Genomic DNA, 14,748 nt, shown 5'->3' with positions numbered 1-14,748 from the left:
GAGGGCCTACAACTTGTCAATGGTCGCGAGCTGAACGCGCAACAGCATTGCGCTGCGCGAAGCCCCTGCCATAATCCCGCGGAGTTTCCTGGGGGCGTGATGCTGCAGTTGCAATCGGCGTTCGGTGTGGTGGCGTTACTCCTGATCGCCTGGGCGTTGAGCGAGAATCGTCTGATGGTGTCGTTGCGGCAGGCGGCGATCGGGCTCGTCGTCACGGTCGTGACCGCGCTGGTGTTGATCAAGGTGCCGCTGGTGACGCAGGCGTTCGGCGCGATCAACGATGCCGTCGGCGCCATCGCGGCTGCGACGCGCGCCGGCACCGCCTTCGTGTTCGGTTATGTCGGCGGCGGTCCGGCGCCGTTCGATCCCAAGGCGCCGGGTTCGGATTTCATCCTCGCCTTCCAGGCGCTGCCGATCGTGCTGGTCATGAGCGTGCTGACGACGCTGTTGTTCTACTGGCGCGTGCTGCCGCCGGTGGTGCGCGGCATGGCCTGGATTCTCGAGCGCACGCTCGGCGTCGGCGGCGCGGTCGGGCTCTCGACCGCGGCCAACATCTTCCTCGGCATGGTGGAGGCCCCGCTCTTCATCCGCCCCTATCTGGCACAGCTGACCCGCAGCGAATTGTTTCTGGTGATGACCGGCGGCATGGCCGGGATCGCAGGCACCGTGCTGGTGCTCTACGCGACGCTGCTCGCACCGCTGATTCCCGATGCGGCCGCGCATTTCGTCATCGCCTCGGTGCTCGGCGCGCCGGCCGCGATCCTGATCAGCCTGATCATGATTCCCGAGACGTCGGACAAGCGCACCGGCGGATCGCTCGACGATCCCGATGTCCAGGTCTCCTCGACGATGGACGCGATCGTCAAGGGCACCGCGGCCGGGCTCGAGCTCCTGATGAACATCATCGCGATGCTGCTGGTGCTGGTCGCGCTGGTCTATCTCGTCAACGTGATCATCGGCCTGCTGCCGGAGGTCGGCGGCGCGAAGATTTCGCTCCAGCGACTGCTTGGTTATCTCATGGCGCCGGTGTGCTGGCTGATGGGCCTGCCGTGGCCGCAGGCAATCACGGCGGGAAGCCTGATGGGCACCAAGACCGTGCTGAACGAGCTGATCGCCTATGTCGACCTGTCGAAGCTCGGCCCCGACGCGCTCGATCCGCGCTCGCGGCTGATCATGCTCTACGCGATGTGCGGTTTTGCCAACTTCGCGAGCCTCGGCATCATGATCGGCGGCCTCGGCATCATGGCGCCCGGGCGGCGCGACGAGATCAACGCGCTCGGCCTGAAGTCGATCGTCTCGGGCACGCTGACGACGTGCCTGATGGGGGCGATCGTGGGCGTGTTGACGCAGCCGTAGCCCGGATGAAGCGAAGCGCAATCCGGGACCGTCTGACTGCGGGCGCGAATCCCGGATTTCGCTTCGCTCCATCCGGGCTACAATTTCGTCATGCCCGGGCTTGACCCGGGCATCCATCGATCAACGACGACTCTTGCGAAGCTAGATGGATGGCCGGGTCAAGCCCGGCCATGACGCAGTGAGCCTTACGCCTTCAGCTCCACCGTCTTGAACTCGGCCGGCAGGATCACTTCCAGCAGTTCGACGTCGTCGGAGCAGTCCAGGATCATGTGCCGGATGCGCGGCGGCTGGGTCCAGGCGCTGCCCTCTTTCATCAGCGTCTCGCCTTCGCCTTCCATGTAGGTCTTCACCCAGCCCTTGAGCACATAGACCATCTGGAAGTCGACGTCGTGGAAGTGCAGCTTCGACACCTCGTCCGGATTGCACGGTCCCTGCAGCCGGATGACGTGCGCCTGCGCGAGGCCGTTCGAGGCGGCGGCAATGCCGAGGTCGCGATACTTGGCATAGGCGCGCAGTCCGTCGGCCTTGAAATCCTCTTCGCGGTGATGGCTGATGGCGACGCGCTGCTTCGGCTTGGCCCGAGTCGTTGCCTTGGGCGCGCTCTTCTTGGCCGCGGTGACGCGGCCCTTGGACTTGATGGTCTTGCGCGCGGAAGATTTCGCGGACGACTTCTTGGCGCCGGCGCCGAGCCCCGACCACTTCTTCTTCACCGCGGTCTTGGCTGCGGATCTTGATGCCGTCTTCTTGTTCTTGGCCATTGTTCGCCTCCCGTCTTTTTGTGACAGGCGAAGGCTAACACAAGTCGCGCCGCGCGAGGTGGGCAAAGGCGCATGCCGCGCCTCGCCCCTTGCCTTGCCGCTTTGCGGATCAATGCAGCCGGAACACGCCGTCGACGGCGCGCAGTTCGGCCGGCTTGACCAGCTTGGAATGCGCCACCGTCACCGAAAACAGCGGGCCTTCGAGCTTCTCCTGCCAGAAGGCGAGGAAATCCTGCAGCGCCGGAAATTTCGGAAACAGGTCGTAGTTCTGCCAGACATAGGTTTGCAGCAACGAGGGATGGTCCGGCATCCGATACAGGATTTGCGCCGTCGTCAGTCCATACCCCAGCAACTGCTTCCGGAAATCGTCGGAAACAACCCCACCAACTCGCGAGACCATGCCAACCTCCTGTGACGGAGCGCATTCACATGGCGGCCGACCCCCGCCGGACCACCGGCAATGGATGCGCTCACATGATAGAAATGTGACCACGCGACTAACCCATCTCAAGCCTAAATGTTTAATAGGTTGTTGAAATATCTTGCGTTAGCAGCAGCTTACCGCGTCTGCTAATAGCCCCGGAGACCACCGCCGGGCGGCATTAAGGATGCCGAAATGATCCCAAAATGATCCTGGCAGCTGTCATTCGCGAGTGCCAATTTTTCTGCTAGAGCCACTTGCCCGCCGCCAAGGCTTGGCCTATCTCCTGCCCAGTCGGTCTGGCACTCGCCGGACTGGACTGCTAACTCTCCAAAAATCTACAGCATATGCAAACGTTTAGGAGGACTGCATGAAATTCCGTCCGCTTCACGACCGCGTCGTGGTCAAGCGTATCGACGCCGAAGAGAAGACTGCTGGCGGCATCATCATTCCGGACAGCGCCAAGGAAAAGCCCTCGCAGGGCGAAGTCATCGCCGTCGGCCCGGGCGGCCGCGACGAAGCTGGCAAGCTGATCCCCATCGACATCAAGGTCGGCGACCGCGTCCTGTTCGGCAAGTGGTCCGGCACCGAGGTCAAGATCGACGGTGAAGACCTGCTGATCATGAAGGAAAGCGACATCATGGGCGTGCTCGACGTCCCCGCTTCCAAGAAGAAGGCGGCCTAAGCGCCTCTTCCCTCCCAGGTAAACCTCTCAAGGAAAAATTCAGATGGCAGCTAAAGAAGTCAAATTCTCCGTCGATGCGCGCGACAAGATGCTGCGCGGCGTCGACATCCTCGCCAATGCGGTGAAGGTCACTCTCGGCCCGAAGGGCCGCAACGTCGTGCTCGAGAAGTCGTTCGGCGCTCCCCGCATCACCAAGGACGGCGTCACCGTCGCCAAGGAGATCGAGCTCGAGGACAAGTTCGAGAACATGGGCGCCCAGATGGTGCGCGAAGTCGCCTCCAAGTCCGCTGACGCGGCCGGCGACGGTACCACCACCGCCACCGTGCTCGCCCAGGCGATCGTGCGTGAAGGCGCCAAGTCGGTTGCCGCCGGCATGAACCCGATGGATCTGAAGCGCGGTATCGACCTCGCGGTCGAAGCCGTCGTTGCGGACCTCCAGAAGAACTCGAAGAAGGTCACCTCGAACGAGGAGATCGCCCAGGTCGGAACCATTTCGGCCAACGGCGATGCCGAGATCGGCAAGTTCCTCGCCGACGCCATGAAGAAGGTCGGCAACGAGGGCGTGATCACGGTCGAGGAAGCCAAGTCGCTCGAGACCGAACTCGACGTCGTCGAGGGCATGCAGTTCGACCGCGGCTACATCTCGCCCTACTTCGTCACCAACGCCGACAAGATGCGCGTTGAGATGGACGACGCCTACATCCTCATCAACGAGAAGAAGCTCTCCTCGCTGAACGAGCTGCTGCCGCTGCTCGAGGCCGTGGTGCAGACCGGCAAGCCGCTGGTCATCGTCGCCGAAGACGTCGAAGGCGAAGCCCTCGCCACCCTCGTCGTCAACCGCCTGCGTGGCGGCCTGAAGGTCGCGGCCGTCAAGGCTCCGGGCTTCGGCGATCGCCGCAAGGCCATGCTGCAGGACATCGCGATCCTGACCGGCGGCCAGGCCATCTCGGAAGACCTCGGCATCAAGCTCGAGAACGTCACGCTGCAGATGCTCGGTCGCGCCAAGAAGGTGATGATCGACAAGGAAAACACCACGATCGTCAACGGCGCCGGCAAGAAGGCCGACATCGACGCCCGCGTTGCCCAGATCAAGGCGCAGATCGAGGAGACCACCTCGGACTACGACCGTGAGAAGCTGCAGGAGCGTCTCGCCAAGCTCGCAGGCGGCGTCGCGGTGATCCGCGTCGGCGGTGCGACCGAAGTCGAGGTGAAGGAGCGCAAGGATCGCGTTGATGACGCGATGCATGCAACCCGTGCGGCTGTCGAGGAAGGCATCGTCCCGGGCGGCGGCGTCGCTCTGCTCCGTGCTTCCGAGCAGCTCAAGGGCCTGCGCACCAAGAACGACGACCAGAAGACCGGCGTCGAGATCGTGCGCAAGGCGCTGTCGTCTCCGGCTCGCCAGATCGCGATCAACGCCGGTGAAGACGGCTCGGTCATCGTCGGCAAGATCCTGGAGAACAAGGCCTACAATTACGGCTTCGACTCCCAGACCGGCGACTACGCCGATCTGGTCAAGAAGGGCATCATCGACCCGACCAAGGTCGTCCGTACCGCGATCCAGAACGCTGCCTCGGTTGCCGCGCTGCTGATTACCACGGAAGCCATGGTTGCCGAGCTGCCGAAGAAGAACGCCGGCGGCCCCGCGATGCCTCCGGGCGGCGGCATGGGCGGCATGGACTTCTAAGACGACGAAGTCGTCCCGGACGCGGTGCAGCGCAAAGCGGTGCACCGCAGAGCCGGGATCTCGCTCAACGACGACGAAATGCAAAACCCCGGCAGCGATGCCGGGGTTTTTGTTTGGGAAGCTGACCGAGCACTTGTTGCAGCGCGCTCAATGTGGGTGTTCTGCGCGACCTCGCGCTGGAGAAGGCACGCTGCCGCTCACGGCAGCATTCACTTATGCACAGCACTCCCCATAAACCCATGTTCGTTCGGGTTGACATTCTCAAAAAAATTATCGGCGAGAGTCGCAAACCGAACCGACAGTCTCGGCCTCGTCCCGCACAGTAAGCTCGGGACAGGATCGAAGTTCACTCAAAAATCTGAATCGAGCACGGAGCGTCAGCTCCCGTGACGCGGGCAAGCGTTGCGGAGAATGCTTGCGCTTGAGCGGGAGGCTGTGCGGTGAGCGAAAGCCAAATGAAAGTCATCGTGAAGGGCACGCGTCGCTTCGAGATGCCGTCGTCGAGCCACCCGTTCGACCAGGCGGGCGTGACGAAAGCACGCGAACCAGCCAGGAAACGATTTGCCGAGGTGCTTCGCCAAGCCGCCTGAAAAAGCGGCGTTCAACTCACATCGAGGATTCGTTTGAGGAGGAATCTGGCCGGTTGGAAAAAGCCCAGTGACGAGCATGCAGCCCCCACTGCCCAATGCTCTGTCAACCGCCGCAGGTGCGAGATGCCCCCAACTACCCCGCACCGACCTGAGGCCAATCCAACCGGCCGGAGCTTTTCTGCAAGACCAAAAGAACAATATGGGAGGGAGGCTCACATGGGCATGGTCATGGTCAAATGTCCGCAAACCGGGCACGCGATCTCCACCGGGATCAAAACCGATCGCGAGAGCTTTCGACGCAGTACGGTGTTCTTCTCGCGCACCCCTTGCCCATTTTGCCGCGCCGATCACGCCTGGTTTGCTGGGGACGCCTGGGTCGACGAGCCGAGCATCCGCGTGCGGCAACGCCGCAGCGCCGGTTCACCGGCCTGAAACCGGCCACCACTCTTGATGATCGCGATGGAGGGACACCATGGCGCATGCGCAGAACTCAACGGAAACGTCTGCCTGGCTGCTGCAGGCCAAGGACTTTCTCCATGAAGCACGACGGCTGAAGCCGGGCCCCGAGCGCAATGAATTGCGCGAGACGGCGCACGTGCTGCGCGAGATTGCGAAGCTCGAGGCGGCATCCTCCTCAGCGCGGAAGCGTGATCGGCGGCCAGCAAGCTGATCGCGCCGGGAACGCGCTCACACGGTGTCGTCCGCCTCGATTTCCGAGATGCGGAGATCGTCGGCCGGAGCCATTCCTCGAGCTCGAGCCTTGCCACCCGAGAATATCTCCTCGGCCTCAAGACGCATGACGCGATGGCATTCGCACGCCGCCGCCACCAGCCGCCCCCGGTCGATTTCGATCCGGCCTCGTTGATCGGACCTGATCGCACCGCGCTTGCGCAGATTGCCCATCAGCAACGTCACCGTTGTTCGCCGTACGCCCAGGATTTGCGACAGCGCGTGCTGGGTCAACGGGAGGACGTCGCTGTCGACGCGTTCGCGAAGCTGGAGCAGCCAGCGCGCCATCCGCGCCTCGACCGGATGGAGCGCATTGCAGGCGGACCCGAGCTGAAACTGGATCAGCATCGCTCTGACGTGCTTTTGGATCGCCTGCCGGATCCCGGGACTGCGGACGAAAGCGGCATGAAAGCGCGACGCGGGAACCCGCGAGGCCATACCAGCAGCACGGACGACTGCGGTGATGCCTGACGGTGACGCTCCGAGCACCGAAAGGCTGCCCACGGCCCCTTCGTTTCCGACCACACCGGTCGCGACCGTGTGCCCATCCGCCATGTCGATCATCAACAAGATCGCCCCGCTGTGGGGAAAGAAGACGTAGTCGATCTCGTCGCCGGCGCGCGCCAGAACCTCATCCTGTTCGAGCGCGACAGTCTCCAGCTCGGGCCTCAGGAGGTCCAAATCCGCCGGCGACAATGTTGCTAGAAGACGATTACGACTTCCGCCGGAAATGCTCACCTGCGGGAACTCGTGATGAAGGGTCGCAAAGCAAACTCACTCGAACACAGGCCAAACAACGAATTCCAAACACTTGACCGCGCGGCGGAATTCCCTGCGACACGATCCGAAATAGTTAGATGCAAATGCGCTGCCGGACGCAACAGCAAAATGAGCATAGTCGCACCGTAAAACTTCGGGAACCCAAGAGTTCCAATTTTCGAGCCCCGCAAGCGCCGCGCCCGACGGTCTGACCGCTCCAGTGCGTCGTCAGTCAGGACGCGCGCGAGCGGTGGTCAGGCCGCCAACGCGCCTGCGTGAGCAGCTTCTGTGCGTCGTCGATTTCGGCAAGATCGAGCGCCGCGTCGAAGCTGGCGAGCACCGGCGACAACAATTGAGACATCTCGTCTGCCCGATCGCTGCAACTGCAAAGACGGGCAAGTCCCAGCGCGCTGCGCAGTTCGAACGTCTTCGTCTGCTGCCTTCGAGCAATCTCAATGGCGCGGCGGAAGGCATCCTCGGCGCCAGAGATGTCAGGGGTGTCGCGACGCGACCGCAATTCGCCCAATACACGGTACAGCTCGGCATCCAGCCAGTGCTGCCCGGACTGCTCCGTCGCGTCGATCAGCTCGTTGATGATGTCGAGCCCCGCCTCGACATGCCCTGCGTCCGCGTTCGCCACCGCGATATGCAGTCCCCAGAAGGGATCACAGAGGTAGCAGTCGTTCTCGTGAAGCAATGTCCAGCCGCGCTGCATCTCCGCGAGACCTGCCGCCAGGTCGCCGGCACGCCACTTCGCCAAGCCATTAAGATAGGTGCCGGCGGCGACATACAGCGGCATCGTGTGATCCTGCGCCAGTCCGAGGGCAAGGATCGTCTCGGTCTGCCGCAACCGGCTGCCGCACAGCCCGTCGAAAACGGCCTTGTGAACCAGCGCATTGGCACGCGCGAGCGCGCGCTGTTCTCCGGAGACGCTCACCGCCGCGCCCGCGAGCTGCCGGGCTCGATCGATCTCGCCACGCGGCCAGAGCACGAGCGCCAGGAATCTCATGATGACGAACGGCAGATCGAGCGTCGACGCCTTGAACGTTGCCGGATCCGGCTCGGTCGCATAGGCAGCCAACGCCTTCTCGAGATGGATGCCCGCGCTCAGATAGTCGCCCGCAAACCAGCAGGTCACTCCGTTGGTCCAGCCCGCGACGATCGTCGCCACCGGCGATTCCGGATGCCGTTCCGCCGCGCCCATGATCGCCTCCGCCAACTCCCGCATCGGCGCGAGCTCACCGTGGGTCAAGCAGGCGTTGAAGAGGCCCGACTGGATCGGCGCCAGTTCGATTGGATCGTCAATGTCAGAGGCGAACCGCCGGGCTCGCGTCCAGGCGGCCACCGTCTCGGGGGCGCTGTGCCCAAGACTGCCCCGCAGCGCGCGGCCGTAGGCGATTTGCAGATGGAGCCGGCCGATCATCCGACCCCGCTCGTCGGGCAGTTCATCGGCGATGGCGACCGCCTTGCCGAGATGTGCGATCGCCTCGCAATAGGCCGAGCGCTTCAGCGCCTGCTGACCGGCTTTGCGCCACCACGCCAGCGCGGTCTGGCCGAGCCCCGCCTCGGTGAAATGATACGCAACGACTTCCGGCTCGATCTCGGCGATCTCGGCAAACTTGGCGCGCAGCACATCGCCGATCTGCTTGTGGAGCAATTGCCGGCGGCTCTTGAGCAAGCTCTCGTAAGCCGCTTCCTGGACCAATGCGTGTCTGAAACTGTAGCTTGCATCCGGCGGCGTGCCCCGACGCAACAGCAACTCCGCCTCCTCGAGCTGGGCGAGCGCCGCGGCAAGCGTCAGATCATCGCGACCGGCCACGCTGCGCAGCAGCGCGTATGAGAACTCACGGCCGATCGCTGCGCCGATCTGCGCCACCTCCTTGACCGGCGCCAGGCGGTCGAGCCGGGCCATCAACGAGTCCTGCAGCGTCGCCGGGATCGCCAGCGGCGGCAGCGGATTGTCGAGGCGGTAGCGTCCGGCATTCTCGACGAGCAGCCCCGACTCCATGACCATCTTGGTCAGCTCCTCGACGAACAGCGGCACACCATCCGTCCGCTCGATGATCTGTGTTATCATCTCGCCGGGTAGCAACCGGCCGACAGTCACCTGCTCGATCAGGGCGCGCGTGTCCTGCCGGTCGAGCCGATCCAGCCGCAGCAGGCTGACATTGGCGAGCCCCGCCCACGGCGGTTCGAACTCGGGCCTGAATGTCATCAGCATAAGGATCGGCAGTCCCCTGATCCGGTCGACCGCAAGGTCGAGCAATTCGAGCGACGTGGCATCGGCCCAATGCACGTCTTCGCAGACGACAAGCACCGGCTGCTTCCGGGCAAGGCCCTCGAGCTGGTCGAGCAGCGCTGCGAATGTCTGCCGCCGCTGCTGCGCCGGGCTCAGGCCGAGCGGCGGATAGCGTTCACCGGTCGGGATCGACAGCAGCGCCGCGATCAGCGGTGTCACGCCGGGCACATGCTGCGTCCCGAGCGCCAGCATGGCCTCGAGCTTGTCCAATTTCTGCTCCGGCACATCTTCCAGGCGGATGCCGGCGGCACGCTCGAGCTGGGCGACGAAGGGATGCAGCGCGCTGTTGGTATGATAGGGCGAGCATTGATAGCGCACCCGGCAGTACGTCTCGGGCACGAGGCTGTCGGAGAGCATCGCCACGATGCGGGATTTGCCGATACCCGCTTCGCCCGATATCAGCACCGCCTGGCCCTGGCCCTGCCACGCCAGTTGCTGGCGCGACAATGCAAATTCGATCTCCGCCTTGCGGCCGACAAAGCCGATCGAGCGCGCGGTCCGCACGGCCTCGAAACGGCTTTCCGATGCCGGCTCGCCTTCGACAGCCCACACCGCGATCGGCTCGGAGATACCCTTGACCTCGCGGCGACCGAGGTTGCGAAGCGTGAACAGATTGCCGAGCAGCCGGCGTGTCGAGGAGGCCACGACGACCACACCCGGCTCCGCCAGGCTCTGCAGCCGCGCGGCGACGTTCGGCGCATCGCCGACCAGCGCCTGCTCCTCCGATGCACCGCCGGAGACGAGGTCGCCGACCACGACGAGCCCGCTCGCAATCGCGATCCGCACCGCGACCCCCTCGTCCGCGCGGGTCTCGAGCTTGCCGATCGCGGCGATGACGTCGAGGCCGGCGCGCACCGCGCGCTCCGCATCGTCTTCATGCGCACGTGGGTAGCCGAAATATGCGAGGATCCCGTCGCCGATAAATCTGGCAACGACGCCATCATATGTCGCGATGACCCGCGCACAGGCCGCGCGATAGGCGCGGATCACCTCCCACATGTCCTCGGGATCGAGACGCGCCGACAAGGCCGTCGAGCCGACCAGGTCGCAGAACATCACGGTGAGATGGCGTCGCTCGGCATCGTGCGATGGAGCCGGCGCGGCGATCAGTTCGGTTTGATTGAAATCGGCGATGGCACGCAGCATCTTGCGGCGATGGCCGAGCAGGACCCCGAGCCTGTCGAAGTCTTCATCCGTCAATTCGGGAAGAACACCAACATCGATGCCGTTCTCGGCAAAACGCAGCGCGTATTGCCCAAGCCCCAGCTTCTCGAGCCATTCCGCAATCTGCTGCATTGGCTTCACCGACGGGGTTGACGGCTGGCCGAATGGACCACGGCAAACAGACGTTATCGCAATCTGTCTGTGCTGGCACCTTCTGTTTTGCGGCAAGTCCGCGCAGAGCAGGATACGCGAATTGTGCCACGGCGGTGCCCCGTTACAGCCGTGTGCACGCGAACATTCGTATGCGTGCCGGCCGCCTCACTCCACCTTCGCCGCAACCGGTCCCTTGTCGGTCCAATCCGGCGGCACGCCGGCGCTGTCGCCGACCATGCCGACGAGACCGGGCGCGCGTCCGAACGCTTCGCAGGCGGGATATTTCGGCGCGCCGCCGAGCAGGAAGCCGAGCCGCTGCATCGAGGGCATCGATGGCACGCCGCCGAACGGCGTCACGCCGGTGACCAGCATCTGGCTGAAATCGCCGCCGAACGATGCCGCAAGGCCGTACGCATCCCCCTCCTCCGACATCCGTCCGTTGTCGAAGGCATTGGCCGCGCGGCCCCAGACCATCGCCGCCTTCTGCTGTCCGGCCGGATCGCGCGCCTCGGCTTCAAGCGACAGGCTGCCGAGCCCCACCGGAATGCGCGGAACGGGCACCGGCACGCCGGGCAACAGAATCGTCTTCGCGACCGACACACCCTTGGAGACGCCGACCGCCGTCGGATCGGTCGGCACCACATGCGTGATGACAGCGTGAACGGTCAGGTCGGCCGGCTCTGACGCAACCACGTAGAAGCGTTCGCTCAGGCCCGCACACAATGCACGGTCGGCGGCGTTGGTGACGAGCCTGCGCTGCGCAGCCGTGAAGGGCACTGCCGTTCCGTCGGAGAACACGGTGGGCACGATCCTGATCGTCTTCGCCGCCAGCACCGCGTCCTTGCTCACCCGCAGCTTCGAACGGGTCAACATCCCGTCCGATTGCTCCATATTGTCGTAGGAGCGCAGTGAACCGGCCTGATCCAGCGTCGCCGTCGCGCAGCCCGAGACCAAAAGACCGAGCAGGTTCGCCGCCGCAAAGGCGCGGAAGAATGCCCCCCGCTTGCTCACGAATCCATTTGCCGCCGGAATCGGTTTGATCCGGCCTACGCGCAAGCAGGTTGTCATTGGGGCACCGGTGAGTTACACTAGGTGTAATTATTACACTAAGTGTAAATATCGTGTTGGGCGATTTTATGGCCTGATCACCGGCTGCGACCGCAGGACACATGTTCAATCGTGCCGGTACGCGCGTTGACACCGACGGCCGGTCGAACCGACGGCCGCAGAGTAATGTCCTGATTTTCTATTGATGAGATAGCGGCTGATGTCCGAGGCGGTGACCAAACCCGAAGGCCTGCGCGAGCGCAATCGTCGGCAGACACTTCAGCATATCGCCGAGGTCGGCATCGAGTTGTTTCTTGCCAAGGGCTACGATGCAACGACGCTGGACGAAATCGCGGCAGCGGCCGGCATCTCGCGCCGAACCTTCTTCTATTATTTCAAGAGCAAGGATGACATCCTGCTCGCGCATCTTGCCGGCTATGATGACGAGCTCAAGGCGTCGGTCCTTGAACATGACTCCGCCGGTTCGCCGATCGATGTCGTCCGCGAAGCGATGCTCGACGTCGCTGCCCGTTTCGAGACCTCTCGGCTCATGGCGATCATCCGCCTGATCCGGCAGAGCGAGGCGTTGAGCGCCAGCAGGTACGGCAACAATCTGCGGCGCGAACAGGTGGTCTACGAGACACTCTGCGAGATATGGCCAGCCAGGGAACGCCGCGACCGCCTCCGGCTCGTCGCGATGGTCTCGATCGGAACGCTTCGCCTCGCCGTCGACACGTGGATCGAGCACGGCCGCAAGCGCAAGCTCACCACATACGTCCAGGATGCCTTCGCCAATCTGAAGGCCGAGATCTGAGGTCGCTCTCCTGGTCATTCCCCGCTGCGCAATTGCGCACCGGGAATGACGGAGGGGAAGTCCGTCGTCCCGCCGCCACCTCACCCGCCGCGCGCGACATCCTGGAAGCAGGCGCGCAGCCAGTCGATCGTGACGCGCGTCGCCGCGTCGCGCTTGAGGTGGCTTTGCACCAGAAGCCAGACGTCGCGCCGTTTCGGCAGCAGCGTGGCGCGCAGACGGCGATCGGTCATCAGGTCCACGCAACTGTGCTCCGGCAGCACGCCGACCGCTTGATGCGACTGGATCAGCTTGTGGATGATCCGGACATTGTCGGTCACGCAGCGGGCACGAAGCCGCTTCGCGCGCAGGAACTGCATTTCCGGAATCCCGCCGAGCTCGTCGGGATAGGCGCACGCCACCGCCTCTCCCGCTGTCGTCGCGACCGGCTCGAAGAAATACAGCCGGACTTCGGCGAGTTTCGAGATCGCAAAGTCGCCCTTGTCGGGCTTGCGCAGGCGGATCGCGAGATCGGCTTCCCAGCGCGAGAATTTGACGTTGTCGCTCGACGTCAGGAACTGCAGCGTGAGGCCCGGATTGGCACGCAGCAATTCGCTGGTGCGCGGCGCCAGCACCTCCTCCGCGATCGCATTGGTGGAGGCGATGCGCAGCCGGCCGACCGGGCCGGGCAGACTCTCGCCGATCCGGCCGATCTCCTCGGCATGCGCGGCCATCGCCTGGACGTGCGCGAGCACCACATCGCACTGCCGGGTCGGCTTGCGGACGCCGTCGGCGGCCTCGAACAGCCGCAGCCCGAGCGCACGCTCGATCCGCGCCAGCCTGCGGCCGACCGTGGTTTCGTCGATCCGCAGCCGTGCGCTGGCGCCGGCATAGGTGCCCTCGTCCCTGACGGCGGCGATGATGCGAAGGTCGTCCCAGTTCATGGCGTCAGGCTACATGGCATCTCGCCTACCTGCAATAATGCAGCCATCGGCTGCAATATCCCTGCATAACGGCAGGCTCGTCCACGGCTATATTTTCGCAAGACGCATCCTCCGGAGTTCTCGCGACCATGACCGCAGCCAAAACCTTGATGCAGCTTGCCGGCATCGACCTCACCCCGCCCCGCCTCGGCGAGGCCTGCCTGGTGCTGATCGATATCCAGAACGAATATCTCGCCGGTCCCCTGGCGCTGCCCGACGCCAGTCCCGCGATTGCGCGCGCCACCGCATTGCTCGCCCGCGCGCGGGAAAGCGGCGCTGCCATCATTCACATCGCGCACAAGGGAGCGCCTGGAAGCCTGTTCGATCGCTCCGCCGAGCGTGGCGCGATCGTCGCGGCGCTTAAGCCGCGGGCGGGCGAGATCGTGATCGAGAAGCAATTGCCGAACGCATTCGCCGGCACGGACTTGAACGCGCAGCTTGCCGCGACCGGCCGCAAGGAGCTCGTGCTCGCCGGCTTCATGACGCATATGTGCGTGAGCTCGACCGCCCGCGCCGCGCTCGATCTCGGCTTCCGCACCACGATCGATGCCGACAGCTGCGCCACCCGCGACCTGCCCGACGGCACCGGCGGCACGATTGCCGCGAAGCTCATTCACGACGTCGCACTCGCCGAACTGTCCGACCGCTTCGCGATCATCGCGCGCGGCAACGCCCTCGCTTGAGACATCGCCATGCTCCAGCTCTATTTCTGGCCGATGGCCTGCTCGCTCGCCAGCCGGATCGCGCTGATGGAGGCCGGCATCGACGCGCGCTATCACATGGTCCATCTCTGGACCAAGAAGGTGCTGGAGGACGACGGTGACTTCCGCGCCGTCGCGCCGAAGGGCGCAGTGCCGGTGCTGGTGCTCGAGAACGGCGAGCGGCTGACGGAGAGCGCGGCGGTGCTGCAATATATCGCGGACCTCAAGCCCGAGCTCGGCCTCGCGCCGCCGGCCGGCCATCCGGATCGCTACCGCTTGCAGGAATGGCTCAGCTTCATCGGCACCGAGATCCACAAGGGATTCCTGTTCCCGACCTTCTGGTACAAGGACGATGCATCGCTTGCCAAGCCGCGCGCCAGGATCGGACAGATCTTGTCGGTGCCATCAGTGTATCTTGCCGACCGCGAATTTCTGGTCGGTGACCGCTTCACGGTAGCGGACGCGCATCTCGCCTGGGCTCTGTTGTTGCTTCGCGCCGCCGACGTCGATGTGGCGCAATGGCCGCCGCTGGCCGCCTATCTCGGACGCATCCAGGCGCGGCCGCAGGTCAAGGCCGCCATCGGCACCGAGATGCAGCTATGGAAGAGCGTCGCGGCGTGATCGCCGCG

Annotated in this window: 15 protein-coding genes; 9 read left to right on the top strand and 6 right to left on the bottom strand. The window is 64.3% G+C overall.

All coding sequences use genetic code 11. The annotated features are described in order from the left end of the window. The first annotated feature begins 99 nt into the window (after positions 1-99). A complete protein-coding gene (locus ACE10Z_RS18585) occupies positions 100-1,356 on the top strand; it encodes a NupC/NupG family nucleoside CNT transporter (protein WP_375789207.1) in 1,257 nt (418 codons plus the stop codon). A gap of 185 nt (positions 1,357-1,541) precedes the next feature. On the opposite strand, the gene ACE10Z_RS18580 is transcribed toward ACE10Z_RS18585, so the two are convergent. Both ACE10Z_RS18580 and ACE10Z_RS18575 read right to left on the bottom strand, forming a co-directional pair. Continuing rightward, positions 1,542-2,114 (bottom strand): cupin domain-containing protein, encoded by a 573-nt coding sequence (locus ACE10Z_RS18580; RefSeq protein WP_375789206.1) that lies wholly within the window; start codon positions 2,112-2,114, stop codon positions 1,542-1,544. Between the two features lie 109 nt (positions 2,115-2,223). Next, the gene (locus ACE10Z_RS18575) at positions 2,224-2,514 is read right to left on the bottom strand and encodes an usg protein (RefSeq protein ID WP_106329501.1); all 291 of its coding nucleotides are present in this window, start codon (positions 2,512-2,514) and stop codon (positions 2,224-2,226) included. A gap of 391 nt (positions 2,515-2,905) precedes the next feature. Between ACE10Z_RS18575 and groES the strand changes: the two genes are divergently transcribed. The 5 genes from groES to ACE10Z_RS18550 all read left to right on the top strand — a co-directional run bounded on the left by groES (position 2,906) and on the right by ACE10Z_RS18550 (position 6,164). Continuing rightward, on the top strand, positions 2,906-3,220 hold the full coding sequence (gene groES, locus ACE10Z_RS18570) for a co-chaperone GroES (RefSeq protein WP_097674118.1): 315 nt from the start codon (positions 2,906-2,908) through the stop codon (positions 3,218-3,220). 43 nt (positions 3,221-3,263) lie between these two features. Beyond that, complete coding sequence (groL, locus tag ACE10Z_RS18565) at positions 3,264-4,904, top strand: chaperonin GroEL (protein ID WP_223976311.1); 1,641 nt, start codon at positions 3,264-3,266, stop codon at positions 4,902-4,904. A 455-nt stretch (positions 4,905-5,359) separates the two neighbouring features. Next, the gene (locus ACE10Z_RS18560) at positions 5,360-5,494 is read left to right on the top strand and encodes a hypothetical protein (protein ID WP_375789205.1); all 135 of its coding nucleotides are present in this window, start codon (positions 5,360-5,362) and stop codon (positions 5,492-5,494) included. 216 nt (positions 5,495-5,710) lie between these two features. After that, on the top strand, positions 5,711-5,926 hold the full coding sequence (locus ACE10Z_RS18555) for a hypothetical protein (protein WP_375789204.1): 216 nt from the start codon (positions 5,711-5,713) through the stop codon (positions 5,924-5,926). Positions 5,927-5,966: 40 nt separating this feature from the next. Continuing rightward, positions 5,967-6,164, top strand: a complete 198-nt coding sequence (locus ACE10Z_RS18550; protein ID WP_342728233.1) for a hypothetical protein — start codon at positions 5,967-5,969, stop codon at positions 6,162-6,164. A 17-nt stretch (positions 6,165-6,181) separates the two neighbouring features. Here ACE10Z_RS18550 and ACE10Z_RS18545 read toward each other — a convergent pair whose 3' ends face one another. From ACE10Z_RS18545 to ACE10Z_RS18535, 3 genes are all read right to left on the bottom strand, one after another. Then, entirely contained in the window at positions 6,182-6,961 is a 780-nt protein-coding gene (locus tag ACE10Z_RS18545; protein ID WP_375789203.1) for a Crp/Fnr family transcriptional regulator, read from the bottom strand. Between the two features lie 253 nt (positions 6,962-7,214). Then, positions 7,215-10,577: an adenylate/guanylate cyclase domain-containing protein gene (locus ACE10Z_RS18540; RefSeq protein ID WP_375789202.1), complete on the bottom strand. Its 3,363-nt coding sequence runs from the start codon at positions 10,575-10,577 to the stop codon at positions 7,215-7,217. 186 nt (positions 10,578-10,763) lie between these two features. Continuing rightward, complete coding sequence (locus tag ACE10Z_RS18535) at positions 10,764-11,609, bottom strand: DUF3313 domain-containing protein (RefSeq protein WP_375789201.1); 846 nt, start codon at positions 11,607-11,609, stop codon at positions 10,764-10,766. Positions 11,610-11,865: 256 nt separating this feature from the next. On the opposite strand from ACE10Z_RS18535, the gene ACE10Z_RS18530 reads away from it, so the two are divergent. Next, entirely contained in the window at positions 11,866-12,459 is a 594-nt protein-coding gene (locus ACE10Z_RS18530; protein WP_375789200.1) for a TetR/AcrR family transcriptional regulator, read from the top strand. 80 nt (positions 12,460-12,539) lie between these two features. Here ACE10Z_RS18530 and ACE10Z_RS18525 read toward each other — a convergent pair whose 3' ends face one another. Further along, positions 12,540-13,379: a LysR family transcriptional regulator gene (locus ACE10Z_RS18525; RefSeq protein WP_375789199.1), complete on the bottom strand. Its 840-nt coding sequence runs from the start codon at positions 13,377-13,379 to the stop codon at positions 12,540-12,542. 128 nt (positions 13,380-13,507) lie between these two features. Here ACE10Z_RS18525 and ACE10Z_RS18520 point away from each other — a divergent pair, with 128 nt between their 5' ends. Next, positions 13,508-14,101 (top strand): cysteine hydrolase family protein, encoded by a 594-nt coding sequence (locus tag ACE10Z_RS18520; RefSeq protein ID WP_375789198.1) that lies wholly within the window; start codon positions 13,508-13,510, stop codon positions 14,099-14,101. Positions 14,102-14,110: 9 nt separating this feature from the next. Further along, a complete protein-coding gene (locus ACE10Z_RS18515) occupies positions 14,111-14,740 on the top strand; it encodes a glutathione binding-like protein (RefSeq protein WP_375789197.1) in 630 nt (209 codons plus the stop codon). The last annotated feature ends 8 nt before the right edge of the window (positions 14,741-14,748 follow it).

The organism is Bradyrhizobium sp. Pha-3, assembly GCF_042258615.1.
GTDB lineage: Bacteria > Pseudomonadota > Alphaproteobacteria > Rhizobiales > Xanthobacteraceae > Bradyrhizobium.
The sequence above is the reverse complement of the archived record's forward strand: the minus strand, read 5'-3'. Positions and strand labels throughout refer to the sequence as shown.

Bases quoted from the DNA above. Each gene is read 5' to 3' on its own strand.
- ACE10Z_RS18585 (WP_375789207.1), top strand. From the start codon at position 100: ATGCTGCAGTTGCAATCGGCGTTCGGTGTGGTGGCGTTACTCCTGATC.
- ACE10Z_RS18580 (WP_375789206.1), bottom strand. From the start codon at position 2,114: ATGGCCAAGAACAAGAAGACGGCATCAAGATCCGCAGCCAAGACCGCG.
- ACE10Z_RS18575 (WP_106329501.1), bottom strand. From the start codon at position 2,514: ATGGTCTCGCGAGTTGGTGGGGTTGTTTCCGACGATTTCCGGAAGCAG.
- groES (WP_097674118.1), top strand. From the start codon at position 2,906: ATGAAATTCCGTCCGCTTCACGACCGCGTCGTGGTCAAGCGTATCGAC.
- groL (WP_223976311.1), top strand. From the start codon at position 3,264: ATGGCAGCTAAAGAAGTCAAATTCTCCGTCGATGCGCGCGACAAGATG.
- ACE10Z_RS18560 (WP_375789205.1), top strand. From the start codon at position 5,360: ATGAAAGTCATCGTGAAGGGCACGCGTCGCTTCGAGATGCCGTCGTCG.
- ACE10Z_RS18555 (WP_375789204.1), top strand. From the start codon at position 5,711: ATGGGCATGGTCATGGTCAAATGTCCGCAAACCGGGCACGCGATCTCC.
- ACE10Z_RS18550 (WP_342728233.1), top strand. From the start codon at position 5,967: ATGGCGCATGCGCAGAACTCAACGGAAACGTCTGCCTGGCTGCTGCAG.
- ACE10Z_RS18540 (WP_375789202.1), bottom strand. From the start codon at position 10,577: ATGCAGCAGATTGCGGAATGGCTCGAGAAGCTGGGGCTTGGGCAATAC.
- ACE10Z_RS18530 (WP_375789200.1), top strand. From the start codon at position 11,866: ATGTCCGAGGCGGTGACCAAACCCGAAGGCCTGCGCGAGCGCAATCGT.
- ACE10Z_RS18525 (WP_375789199.1), bottom strand. From the start codon at position 13,379: ATGAACTGGGACGACCTTCGCATCATCGCCGCCGTCAGGGACGAGGGC.
- ACE10Z_RS18520 (WP_375789198.1), top strand. From the start codon at position 13,508: ATGACCGCAGCCAAAACCTTGATGCAGCTTGCCGGCATCGACCTCACC.
- ACE10Z_RS18515 (WP_375789197.1), top strand. From the start codon at position 14,111: ATGCTCCAGCTCTATTTCTGGCCGATGGCCTGCTCGCTCGCCAGCCGG.